Below are 12,475 nucleotides of genomic sequence, written 5' to 3' on the forward strand. Positions count from 1 at the left end.
GAGATCGATGGTGGTGGCTCATGCGCTCGGCCATGTAGCGCTGTCCGTCAGTGGGAATCATTTGGTCGCGGGTAGAGACGGCGAAGTAGCTGGGCAGCGTCTTCCAAGCCGGGGCCCGGCCGGTTCGAGCATCGCGGCCAGCGCGAGAGGACGTTGGGTGGCGGCCAGGACCGCAGCGGTCTCGGGGTCGGTGTCAGGGGCGAAGGCGTCGCGGTAGTGGGCCGCGACGATGCTGAGTTCGATGTGCGGCGGCCGTTCAGCGGAGCCGGGCCGGGCAGCGGACGGGCCTGGGAGATCTGTTGGGCACGGCCGCCGAACTTCTCGTCGAGTTGGCCGGCGGATTCGCCCTCGTCGGGGGCGAACGCCGCGATGTAGACCAACGCGGTGATGTGGTCGAGACCGGTGGCGGCTTCGGAGATGACCGCACCGCCGTAGGAGTGACCTACCAGGGTGATCGGGCCGGGGGTCGTGGCCAGGAGGGTGCGCAGGTACTCGGCGTCGTGGTGCAGGCCGCGCAGCGGGTTGGCGGCGGCGATGACGGGTGACCGCGCTGGATGAGCACACCGGCGATGGTGTGCCAAGTGCTGTAGGCATCGGCGAACGCGCCGTGCACCAGGACGACGGTGGACTTGCTCATGATGTTTCTCCTCTTGCTGAAATGAATTGAACTGCTGTGGATTCGGCAAGTGGAAGCAGGGTGGTGTGACTCACCGGTTCCGGTGCTGCGTTACGCAGCGCAGCGCCCGATCGGCGCGATGCTGCTCGTGTCGTTCCCGGCGTCGCTGGTCGCGTTCGGTTCGCCGGTCCTGCAGCGCCCGACGTCCGCGCTCGCCGGAGACCGTGGGACGGGAGCCGAACCTGACTACGAGGCGGTCGTGGCGGGCACCGAAATGGGATTGGCCGCAGGGACTCTCGACGGCGGCGCCGTCGACGGCACCGTGCGCTTCACACACGCCCTGATGCACGAGGCCGTCTACGCCGGGATCTCCACCCCGCGCCGGGCGATGTGGCACCGGCATGCCGCCGCGGCGCTGGAACGCTTGCAGCCCAACAACATTGCGGCACTGGCCCGCCATCACCTACACGCACCGACGCGGAATCCGCCGCGACCGCCATCCGTTACGCGCGCACAGCAGCCGACGAGGCCGCCGCCCGATTCGCCTACCGAGGCCGAACGCCTGCGCAGCGCCGCCGTGACCCTGCTGGACCGATTCGGCGGCACCACGCACGAACGGCTGACCTTGGTCGCGGAATTGATCGAGGCGCATGCCTACCTCGGCAATCGAGAAGCGATGCGGGAGTTGCAGGCCGCGGCGGTGGAACCGTTGGGGCCGTGGGCGATCCCGCACTGACCGCCCGGATCATGGTGTCCGCAGATCCGGCCAACCCACTACTGGCCGAACGGCGCGTCAACCCGCACAACCGCGCGCACCTGCAGCGGATAATCGAGTTCTTGGAACAGCACCTGCGCGCATTGCCCGAGGGCGACAGCGAATTACGTGCACTGCTGCTGACGAAACTCGCCGGCAAGTACTACGGCGACCCGTCCGAGCGCGGGCGGCAGGCCGCCGCGGACGCGATGGCCATCGCCGAGCGCATCGAACTCTCACCGGAAGCCCGCGTCGAGGTACAGATCGCGGCCCACACCCAAGCCTTCTGTGTCCCCGGCAAGCTCGGCGAACGCGCTGCGGTAGCTGCCGAACTGGTCGAGCTGGCCAGGACACATCACCTTGTCGCGTCCGAACGGCTCGGCCTGCTGTGGCAGATCTACACCACCGAGCGACGCGGTGACCTGACCGCTGTGGCAGCGGCGATCGACGAGCTGGCCAGACACTAACGCCGCTATGACCATCCGCCCAGCGCGGCCCGGGTGCTCTGGCATCGGGCGATGCTGCTCGAACTGGCCGACGCACCCGACGCTGAGGTGAGCGCGGCCTATCAGTCCGGCGCGCAGGCGCTGGAAAGGGCCGGCGTTCAGCGCGCGGACAAGCTGATGGTGACCATCGACTGGTGCCGGGCTTACCGAGCAGGCCGGGCAGCGGAATTCCTGCCGGAACTGCTGCGGGAATATCCCGCCTGGCCGGCCTCGGCGCCACGGTTCGCGCTCACCCTCGCCCTGGCCGGGGAACACGACCGCGCCCGGCACCTCCTGCCTACCGCCCCGCTACCCCCACTGGACGCCACCTACGAACTCGACATCGCCCTCCTCGGGCTGGCTGCCATGCACGTCGGCGCACGCGACATCGCCGCCGACGCCTACCGAACCCTGCTCCCCGTAGCAGCCGAGATCATCGGCCCCGGCGCCTGTGTTTTCCTGCCCGCGCAGCAGGTGCTCGACGAACTCGCCGCATTCCTCGACCGGTCGCCCCAGCCCATCGGAGTGAAGTCGCTTCCGGGCAACTAGCCGGGCACGTCCACGGACTTGGTCGCCGGGGCCGGAAATTCGAGGTCCGCCCAGGTGGCCGTGCGGTGGAAACCGAGCCGCTCGTAGACAGCCTTGGCAGGGTTTGAGTCGGTGACCGACAGGCCCAAAGCTGTCAGACCCGCGTCGCCCGCGCGAGAAATCACGCATCGCAGCAGAAGCGCGCCCAGCCCGGCGTACCGGGTTCCGGGATATCGGAAGGCTTCCGAGATCCACGGGCCGCCCTGCGGCGGCCGCCCCTCGGTGTCCTGGACGAGTACCGCGGCGACCGTCCGGTGACCATCCCAGGCGACGGTGCTGCACAGGTGCAGCGGACCCATGAGCGTCCCGTCGTACAGTCCGTCGAGAGCTTCGAACGCGTCTTCGTTGTGGTCGGGATGGCCTGGAGGATAGGCGGCCGACAACGTTTCATGTAAGGCAGCGGGCCGAATTCGGTCAGCGGGTATAGCGCGCAGGCCTGGCGGCAACTGCGTCAGGTTGGCGGGAAACCAAGGGCAACGTGTAGGTGTGAAAGGTACGCAGGCACTTAGCCCCCGCCTCAACAAGAGCGCGCCCGAAAGAACCTTCGGCAGTAGCGCCCCACCCCTCGAGCGCCCGGGCGACAGTGGGTGCCGCAGCATAGCCCGAAACTCCTGGTGCACAAACCAATTCATCAGCCCACGGCGTGCCGTCGCGCTCGTCTCGTTCGAAGTATGCGAGCAGGATTCCACCGGAATCGAGGACCACCTCCCCCGCACCCATCATCGCCCCTTCCACACCGGTGCCGTTCGATCTGTCGCAGGCCATCCTGTCATCCCACCAGACCAGGGACGCCCGCAGACGCAAGCGCCGGTCGCAACACGCGACGCGCAACCAATGACCGTTCGGACTCATACCGAGCCGGATCGCTCAACCCGTCGCCCTCCGCCTCGGTGTCGGACTGACGAAGCGCGCAAGTTCACGGACGGAGACGATCCCGGGCAGGTCGACAACGGGAAGGGTCCGGAGGCAAAGCACCCGAGCGGGTTGTAGAGGTCGCATGAGAGCAACCGAACCGTGCCCCCGACGAACTACGAACAGCACGGGTCTTCGACCTCAGACCAACCCATCGCTCACGGTACCGGTCCAGCGCCAGCTCGCTTCTAGAAGACAGGCGCGCAACCACCGATAGCTTACTCATCGGTTCGCCGGAGCAAGATCTCCAGAATTCTGCGCGCGTCGGTCCGGCGTCCGCGATCGCGCGAAAGCGTAGCCACGAAGGCTATCGACATGGTTGTAACGGCGTACAGCCCTCCGGCATAGCTGCCCACCAGCGCGGTCTGAGAAACGGCTGCATACAACAGGTTCATGGCTAACCTCTCACGTCACTGCGAGGCCGCCTGCTAGCGACCTGACCTCACCAATTGGTGGGTCGAATCACGGGCTGTGGAACCGAATTCGGATCCGGCTTTCGATCGAAAGCTATCCTGCTGGTCAGCGCCATTTCCAGCCGATCCGACTGGGATCCGACACGACATCGAAGGGATAGTCGATGGTCCGAAATTTCCGTCCGACAGAGGGACCGCACATCGACTCCACTGTGTTATCCGAACTTGCACGCCTGTGGGACCAAGCGGTGAACCACGCGTCATGCGACGATTCCTCCAGCCAGAACATCTCGCAGAAGCAGCTTGCTGATCAATCTGGAGTCCCAACCCAGACGATCAGCTCGTGGTCGACCGGAGCGTCACTGCCCAGGGACATGGACCGGTTGGTCGCCGTCGGAAGGGTTTTGGCCCGGTGGGCTGGCGAGTCGGCTCCTACTGTCCGTGACTGGGAGCGCCGCTTGACGATAGATCGCGCAGTCTCGGCAGAGACTTCGACCAAGCCGCCTCGAGCTACCGCCGAGGGAGCCATGGTGACCAACGAGATCTCGGGAGCGGTGAGCGGGAACGTTATTCAAACCGGTCAGGTCCACGGCGACATCACCTTCAACTAAGCAGCAGGGGTCGAGGCCTCGCGCGATCGCAGCACACGAGCGCGTCTAACCCACCACATCGCGGAGGCGACACGGCCGACCTGGAACAGCAGTTGAGCTAGTGAGGTCACCGCCTCGATGTCGCCGACTTCCGCCGCTTGCCGGAGCCACCGCTGAGCCTGGTCGGTGTTGCCGGTGTGGGCGAACGCGGCCGCAAGGTTGAAGACTGCATCACGGTCGCCACGTTCAGCCGCCATCGTCAGCGGTTCTATCGCTTCATCGTACCGTTCCAGTTCGAACAGTATCTCGGCCAGTTCCATGGCCGCATCGCAATCACCAAGAGCCACTGCTTGTTCCAGTTGCGCGATAGCGTCCGGAATCCGACCAGCCTCGTATGAGAGCCGGCTGAGCATGCGCATCGAGGGCGAATGGCCATCAGTTGCCGCGCGGCGGTACCAGGCTTCGGCTTCCTCGTTCGCCCCCGCGCGGGCAAACAAATTCCCCACGTTGAACGCGGCCCCAGCCAATCCCTTTTCTGCGGCATTGCGATACCACTTCTCGGCTTCGACCAGATCACCAGCGTTGTTCCGCAGCACACCGAGGTTCAAAGCGGCCTCGGCAGAGCCTTGTTCGTATGCGAGTTCGTACCAGTGCACGGCGAGCTCGAGGCGACCCGAATCATGATGGAACAGACCGATATTGAATGCCGCGTAGAAATCCCCGAGCTCATTCGCGCGGGAGTACCAGATCTGTGCCTCGTCGCGGCGGCCAGTGGTACTCATGATGTTGCCCAGGTTGGTGGCACAGCGATGTTCACCTGTCTCCGCACCGCGGCGGTACCAAGACTCGGCCTCTTCGATCAAGCCCGACTGTTCCAAGTCGAAACCGAGCCTGAAACACGCCTCAGGATGTCCCGCCTCCGCTGCTGCGCGACACCACTGGCGCGCCTCCGCCTCTTCACCGTCTTCGCCCATCAACACACTGAGGTTGAAAGCAGCCCCGGGTTCCCCTGCTTCGGCAGACTGAAGAAACAACGCGCGCGCCTCATCTGGGCGTTCGGTCTCCAACATGAGAACACCGAGGTTGTATGCGGCAATGGCGGCGAGATCAATCGACGAATGGGTGATTCTGCTTCGCCAGATCGCCTCGGCAACTCGAAGCGATACCGCTGTCGCGGCTTCTGCCGCGCGAATAGCGACACCCATTGCGTCGTGATCCGTTGTTACATACTGCTCCACCCGTTGCCACACCAAATCCTTGACAGGGGGGCGAGTGGACAGCTGCTCAATTCGGTCCACGAGGTACTGGAATACCGACCACCGGTCTTCCTGAACCGGCAACAGCGGGCTCGTGACCCCCAGCCTCGTTTCGCAGGCCCATGCGAAGGCCTCTGGCAGTGGCTCCGCACGAAGGAGCGAACCGCCCTGATCCTCCAGATACGTCTCATGCAGACCAACGAGCAAGGACCGCGGATAGGGCCCAGGTAGCCCGGCGCGTTCCAGGTCAACGGCCGCGGATACCAAGGCCGCTCCTCGGGGCCGACCACCGACATCGAAAGCTCGCCGCCATTCGGACCAAATCGCGGGACCTGCCGCGAGGTATTCGGCTATGCCATAGTGGCGATGACACTCGACCGCCTCGGCGATGCGTTCATCGTTCTGGGCAACTGCCCGCTCGAGTTCGGCCGGGCTCCAGACTCTCGGCAACATGATCGGGTCCACCATGGCGAGCACCCGTGCCCCGATATTCGCACGCTGCCCGAGCGATGAATCCACTGAATTGCGAGAGCTCTGGTTGAACAGCTCGAACTGCGGCGTACGGATCGTCCCGACGATCGGGACCCGCTGTCGGATGCAGGCCGCAAGCATGACGGGGTCCAATTCCCCTGGCCCCAGAAACCTTTCGAGATCATCGAGCCACAACACACAACGAACACCGGACCGGAGTACCGCTTCCAGTACGATCGGAAGATCCGATCCGACGACAGGCGCCGCGACACAAAAATCCGGCATAGTTGCGAGCATCGCCTCGTACGCGGCCCTTGTCTTCCCAGCAGCCGAGCTGCCTACCAGATAGACCATGCCGCCTCCGTCCCGAACGGCTTCCATCCTCGAAGACAACTGGTCATCGACATCACGGTGGACGTAGGGCGGGACGCCGTCATCACCAGGTCCAGGGCGAGATCGAAGTACACCGGCCTGAACAGCATCCCAGTCTCTGACCAACGGCCAATTGTCCGGATTTGCCAGATAGGCGGCAGCTTTCGGCCCCTCGCTGACAACGTTGATCGACCCGGCGACATTGCCGGTTTGAACCACTGAGCCATACACGATCCCGCTGGCATCGTTTCCGACCACATCGTGGACTACACCATCACCCGAACCCGGCACTTCCCAACCCCTCAGGCCGATTCCAAAGCTCCGACTTCCACAGTCTCTGTTCGGAATACGATAGCTGCGTCTCCGCCACGATTCAGCCAGTTCGACAAGGGGGTTTGCCAGTGGGTAAGTCACGTCGAGAACGCACCGAGCACGCGGCACCCGACCGTCCTGCGTCCACGCTGGATCTGGGCGCCGCGGAGAAGGCACTGACCAAACTCCTGTTCGATCCGTCGGCCCAGAGCAGCTTCGCCGGTGCCTACGCAGCCGGCTATGCAGCCGTCGGAGTAGCTCAGATCCACGACGATGGACCTTCGTGGTTTCACGAGACGGACCCGCTCGACCTGATCGTCCTCGGGTGTGCGTATCCGAAAGTATTCAGCGGTCCGGACGAGTTCGGCAATGCACGAACAGCCTGGCTGCACCTGATCCGCGACACTCCCCTCTGGGCCGGCATCCAATACCTGATCGACGCGGCCGTGCGACTCACCAACCTCCATGGATTGCCAATCGACGACGGCTCCATACTGTTGGCTTTGTGTGCGTCCCTGAACGACGGCGGACTGGACAAACTCGAGATACCGGAGGACCTCCGACTGGAGAACGCACTCGCCGATGCACGGTTCGTGCGCGGTGGTCCAATGGCCGACTACACATTGCCGACCGCTTCGGAGCATGCTCACCAACAGGCAGTCCGGTTCATGGGCAATCTCGGTCCGTCCTCCGCAGGAGACAACACTTGCGCCGAGTACATTCGCGATGGCCTCTACCTCCTTGAACTCGCTGGACTCCCCGTACACGCCGAAAGCTGGGTGCTCCTGGTGGCTTTGTTCGTGTCACTCACCGCTTCTGACGAAGAACCGATCGATGAGTTGAGTGATCGTGCCGGCGCATGGGCTCTAGGCCTCGATGACAGCGCCCCGTTGACAGCAGTCGTCGACGCCATCATGTTCGCCGCTGAACAAGGCATCGAGCCCACGGCGACTTTGGGGCACCTATATGCACTTCCTCAATTCACAGCTGTTGTCGATCCAGAGTCTCGACGATGGCACAGCGAGCCCGGAACCGATTTCATACCGCTTGCTTTCGAGTTCGGGCACAAACAAGTTAGAACGAGATTCGGACGCACAGTTCGGGTAGATCCAGACCTGAAGGAGGCCCTCCGAGCTCTGGAGGATAGTTTTCGCGAAAAATTCGGCCGTGATCCAAACCCAGATGATCCCGTACTCTTCGATCCAGACCAAGCTATGCCGACACCCATATCAGAGACCGCCCTGTCCGATATCTGGCAATCCATAGCCGACAACACAACTGATCGAAGAATTTCCGCCTTCGTCCTCGCCGCGAAGGAAGTCGGCTACCTTGTAACCGAAGATAATGAAGAGCTTTTCAGTCAAGACGAGCGAGAAGCCTTCTATGAAGCCGTCGACTTCCAACTGAGACTGCAAGACATGAGTCCGCTCGAGTCGACGTCCCTTGTATTGAGGCAAATTATCCAAGGGATACTTGACGGATCCGCCGACTGGCAGGCGCCTCGGAGATTCATTCAACATGTGGTCGATGCTGATGAGTCTGACTCCGACTTTGGCCCATCCTTGGTTGAATTGTTGATTCTAACCCCAATCGCTTGGCTGAACCACCTCAAGCGCAGAGGGGTCTCGGAATGGGACCTGCGGGAGGCAGTGAATTGGCTCGATAAGGAACATGGCGGGTCCGAAGTCTGCGGAGCAGCAGCAGCTATCGCCACGATTTTCTGGAGCACTGCCAATGTATCCAAACTGGAGGAACATCTCGGCAAACGTTCGACCAATTTCACGCTCAATGATCTACATGACCTCTTCGACATAGATCTGATGCCAGCAATTATATGGCTGTGCGCGGGACTGACAGCAACAACCGGAAACGGGAAGATTTCCTGGCTCGATAAGTCCATCAGCGTTCGAAAGCCCAAGAGGGCACGCAAAACCAAATCTAAACCCCGAAAACGCAAGGGGAAGCCGAAGAAGCAGTAGGTCGACCAGGAAGAAGCAGTAGGTCGACCAGGCAGCGCCAATCAGGCGTGTCCATGCTCGACTGTCACCGCCGAGAGCGGAGGAAGTAGGGCGGTTACATCGCGAGCAATAGTCGCTCATGCAACTCCTTGATCAACATGCGGTTAACCATGGGTCAGCTCGACGAGAGGGCGCAGCCGATCAGCCCTTCCGGCCCACTCTGCGCCAGCGTGGATCACACTCGGCATCGCATTCAGCAACGAGTCTCGCGCTGGTTGTCGATGGGACGGGGAGGAGGCCATTGGGCACGGCATCAGGATTGACGAACCCGAGCAGGGGTCCGTGGTGTGGCATCGGGACCGGCGAGCCGGGGCGAAGCGCGCGGGCGCGGCCCGCTGGTCAATCCCGTGCCGTCCTCGCGGTCGCGCCGGGTGGCGTCGGCACACCGCAGTCCGATTGAGGCGAAGCCACAGTTCCGGTGGGCACGCCTGCGCCAGCGGGTGGCCGACGCGACGCCGCGGGCGATTCCCGATGCGATGTGAGTGAGTTGCTCGCGGCGATGTCCTGCGATCGGAACCGGGCGCTGTTGCTGTGCTACGTGTTCATCGGCGCGCGAGCCAGCGAGTTGCTCACGGTCACGGTCGGGGCCGGTAGCCGTATACGTGATCTCCAGGGGCATCCGGCTGTGTCAGCCAGTGCCCGTATCGCCGGCGGCCCAGTTCTACCTGACGCGCTACCTGGACGCGGCTGGCCTACCCGGGCCAGATGACCCATGGTGGCGGACCCGGCGGGTCGTTCCTTCACCCCAAGTCATGGCAGGTCGACGAGTGTCCCGCTTCGACAGCGACCGGCGCAGCCGCGACAGACGAGGCCACCAGGGCCGGGGCCCCGGGCTGGCCGAACTTCAGCACGAGATCTCCCAGGTCGACCGTGCTGGTCATTTTCTGGAAGCTTGCGAGGCTTCCGGGCCATTTGGTCACGACCTTGCCCGCCATGCCCAGGCGATACCAACTGTGGCACCCGCCGGCCTCCCAGACGGAGTCCGCCATTGCGCTGTCGACCCAGTCGTTGAAGCTCTGCTGAGCCCTCGGCGACGGCTGGACGGAGACGGCGCCGCTCTCGTCGACGAGCTGAATGTACTGCATGATCATCTTCATCTGCGCCTCGATGACCGCGATGATGGACCCACTCGCCTGGGTGTGCGGACCGGTCACGAGGAAGAGGTTGGGGAACCCCGCGACGACGGTGCCCTTGTACGCGTGTGGCGCTTCGCGCCACGCATCCGCCTTCAGTGACCGCGCGGATTCACCGTAGAACTCTATCCCGGCGTACATGTCGGTCGCGATGAAGCCGGTCGCGAGAACGACTACGTCGGCGTCCCATTCGCGCCCGTCGTCGGCCACGACGCCGGTCGCGGTCATAGACGAGATCCCGGCCGACCAGACGGTGGTTCTGCGGTCGGCAAGGGCGGGGTAGAACGTGCTGGAGATGACCGGCCGGCGACAACCGAACCGGTACGACGGTGTCAGGAGGTTACGCAGGGCGGCATCGCCGATCTCCGACTCCATGTAGTCCCGCCACTGTCCTTCGATTTCGGCGAGCTGGGCCTCGTCCATGACCGCCTGTGTGTCCGCCTCGACGTTGAACCGGTGTTCGGCGTCTGCACGGATAACTGCCATCCGCTCCGGTTCGTCCCGGAACCGTGCCTGCGCCTCGACGTCGTAGAACTGTTCGTCCTTCGGCATCACATAGGGCGGGGTGCGGATCACCGCCAGCACGCTCTCGGCCACGTCGACGGCATACGGGAGAACCTGCGCGGCACTGGCGCTCGCACCGACGACCACCACCCGCCGGCCTTCCAGGGAGACTCGTTCATCCCAATCCGCCGTGTGGATCACCTCGCCGCGAAACGTCTCGCGCCCCGGAAGATCAGGAACGCGAGGGGTGCTGAGTGAACCACTTGCCATGACCAGGAACCGGCACGACAGCGACGTTCCCACAGCGGTACGCAGGTTCCACACACCGGCGAGCTCGTCCCAATTCGCCGACACCAGAGTGGTGTGGAACCGGATGCGGTCCCGGACTCCCAGATCGTCGGCCACTTTGTTGATGTAGGCCAGGATCTCGTCCCACGGCGCGTAGCTGCGCGTCCACGTCGGGTTCGGCGCGAACGAGAGGCTGTAGAAATGTGCCGGGACGTCGCAGGCAGCATTGGGGTAGCGGTTGTCCCGCCACACCCCACCCAGTTCTCCGGCACGCTCGAGGATGACGAAGTCGCCCCGGCCCTCCTCCAGGAGGCCGTGGGCAGCACAGATTCCGCCGAAACCCCCACCGACAACGATGGTCTCGTGGTACTCAGTCATGGCTTTACTCCACATCTGTTCTGGCAAAACGGCTTTCGTGCATGCGGGAGTCCGTCGACGCAGCTCGGGCGCATGGTGTCCTCCTCGTCTGTACACACACTCCACGCTGCTCAGGGGGCGCGTCCAAAGCTTGTTTCGCATCCCGTGATGCGTTCCAGGCATCACGGCCGTGAGTCGGCTATCTTGCGGTGTTGTGGACACAGCCAACGCGGTACCGTCGGCCGAGTTCGACCTCCGACTGGTCCGCTACTTCACGGTGGTCGCCGAGCAGCAGCACTTCGCCCGTGCTGCGGCACTGCTGCACATCACCCAGCCGACCCTGAGCCGTCAGATCCGGACCCTCGAGCAGCGTGTCGGAGCTCGGCTGCTCGACCGCGACCGGCAGGGCACCCGCCTGACCCCCGCCGGGGCCGCGTTTCTGCCCCACGCCAGGCAGTTGCTGGCGGTCGCCGCAATGGCCGCGGCGGACGCCCGTGCGGCCGCAGTGCCGAATCAGCTCACCGTCGGCCATACCCGCGGGCTGATCATTACTCCGGCGGTACGACACCTGCGCCACCACCACCCCGAGGCCGAGGTACACACCCTGCACCTGGAGTTGGCGGAGGTGCGGACGGCACTGTTCGGCCACCGCGTGGACGCTGTCGTGACACGGCTGCCGTTCGCCACCGACGGACTGCGCGTCACCGTCCTGCACCACGAGCCCCGTGTGCTGCTCGTCGCCCGGTTCCACCGGCTGGCCGACCGGGAATCAGTCACCCTCGACGACATCGCGACCGAGCCGATGCCGAAATTGCCCGCTGCCGAGTGGGACTCGTTCTGGCGCGTCGACCCCCGCCCCGACGGCACGCCGGCACCCGACGGGCCGCTGGTCAGCCACATCGAGGACGTATTCGAACTGATCGCCTCCGGGCAGGTGGTCGCCATCCTGCCCGCCGGGTTGCACGGCGAGGGCACCCGGCCGGACCTGACCTCCATCCCGCTGCACGGGGTCGAGCCATCGCAGGTCGTGCTCGCCACCCGCGCCAGGGATAGCGCACACCTGGTGGCCGCGTTTCGCCGGTCCGCCCAGGCCCTGCTGACCGACGCGAGCTACTAGCCGAGTGTCCCGCAGGCTGACGTCGATCCCGCGCTGAAATACGCGAAAGCGCCTGCCCTGCAAGGGATACTACGGGGTGTCCAGGTCTGCAGGGGTCCCCGCGAGGAGGCACTTCGCAGTTCAACATGGCATGCTCAGCCTCCCGACTCCGGCATGCGACACGGACTCCGGCGCCGTCCGTGACCGTGTCAACCGGCTGCTACGTTCCACCGGATGCAGGACCGGGGTCCCGGTCCGGCAATGTCCTGTGTCGGTGCTCTGTGATCTCGGCCTTGTCATGGAAGTCGTC

Annotated in this window: 10 protein-coding genes; 6 read left to right on the forward strand and 4 right to left on the reverse strand. The window is 64.2% G+C overall.

The features are described 5' to 3' along the window. Positions 1-47: 47 nt before the first annotated feature. The gene (locus TY25_RS44600) at positions 48-581 is read right to left on the reverse strand and encodes an alpha/beta fold hydrolase (protein WP_201773614.1); all 534 of its coding nucleotides are present in this window, start codon (positions 579-581) and stop codon (positions 48-50) included. On the opposite strand from TY25_RS44600, the gene TY25_RS44390 reads away from it, so the two are divergent. From TY25_RS44390 to TY25_RS00955, 4 genes are read left to right on the forward strand one after another with little or no spacing between them, the layout of a single operon-like run. Next, the gene (locus TY25_RS44390) at positions 542-667 is read left to right on the forward strand and encodes a hypothetical protein (RefSeq protein WP_256656766.1); all 126 of its coding nucleotides are present in this window, start codon (positions 542-544) and stop codon (positions 665-667) included. The genes TY25_RS44600 and TY25_RS44390 overlap by 40 nt on opposite strands. A gap of 52 nt (positions 668-719) precedes the next feature. Further along, complete coding sequence (locus TY25_RS00945; RefSeq protein WP_042253342.1) at positions 720-1,352, forward strand: hypothetical protein; 633 nt, start codon at positions 720-722, stop codon at positions 1,350-1,352. Further along, the gene (locus tag TY25_RS00950; RefSeq protein WP_042253343.1) at positions 1,334-1,837 is read left to right on the forward strand and encodes a hypothetical protein; all 504 of its coding nucleotides are present in this window, start codon (positions 1,334-1,336) and stop codon (positions 1,835-1,837) included. The genes TY25_RS00945 and TY25_RS00950 overlap by 19 nt, the downstream gene beginning before the upstream one ends. A gap of 51 nt (positions 1,838-1,888) precedes the next feature. Beyond that, positions 1,889-2,404, forward strand: coding sequence for a hypothetical protein (locus TY25_RS00955; RefSeq protein WP_042253344.1), 516 nt, complete (start codon positions 1,889-1,891; stop codon positions 2,402-2,404). On the opposite strand, the gene TY25_RS43150 is transcribed toward TY25_RS00955, so the two are convergent. Both TY25_RS43150 and TY25_RS00965 read right to left on the reverse strand, forming a co-directional pair. Continuing rightward, entirely contained in the window at positions 2,401-2,826 is a 426-nt protein-coding gene (locus TY25_RS43150) for a GNAT family N-acetyltransferase (protein ID WP_052382722.1), read from the reverse strand. The two genes, TY25_RS00955 and TY25_RS43150, sit on opposite strands and share 4 nt — an antisense overlap. 1,549 nt (positions 2,827-4,375) lie before the next feature. Beyond that, the gene (locus TY25_RS00965) at positions 4,376-6,715 is read right to left on the reverse strand and encodes an SEL1-like repeat protein (RefSeq protein ID WP_146154160.1); all 2,340 of its coding nucleotides are present in this window, start codon (positions 6,713-6,715) and stop codon (positions 4,376-4,378) included. Positions 6,716-6,858: 143 nt separating this feature from the next. Between TY25_RS00965 and TY25_RS42330 the strand changes: the two genes are divergently transcribed. Further along, positions 6,859-8,748 carry a hypothetical protein gene (locus tag TY25_RS42330; RefSeq protein ID WP_146154159.1) on the forward strand — a complete coding sequence of 630 codons (1,890 nt, stop codon included), beginning with the start codon at positions 6,859-6,861 and terminating at the stop codon, positions 8,746-8,748. 779 nt (positions 8,749-9,527) lie between these two features. Here TY25_RS42330 and TY25_RS00985 read toward each other — a convergent pair. Beyond that, positions 9,528-11,090, reverse strand: coding sequence for a flavin-containing monooxygenase (locus TY25_RS00985; protein WP_042253370.1), 1,563 nt, complete (start codon positions 11,088-11,090; stop codon positions 9,528-9,530). A 193-nt stretch (positions 11,091-11,283) separates the two neighbouring features. On the opposite strand from TY25_RS00985, the gene TY25_RS00990 reads away from it, so the two are divergent. Beyond that, entirely contained in the window at positions 11,284-12,186 is a 903-nt protein-coding gene (locus tag TY25_RS00990) for a LysR family transcriptional regulator (RefSeq protein ID WP_042253349.1), read from the forward strand. Positions 12,187-12,475: the final 289 nt, after the last annotated feature.

This window comes from Nocardia brasiliensis NBRC 14402 (assembly GCF_000308475.2).
In the GTDB taxonomy this organism is placed as follows: Bacteria; Actinomycetota; Actinomycetes; order Mycobacteriales; family Mycobacteriaceae; genus Nocardia; species Nocardia brasiliensis.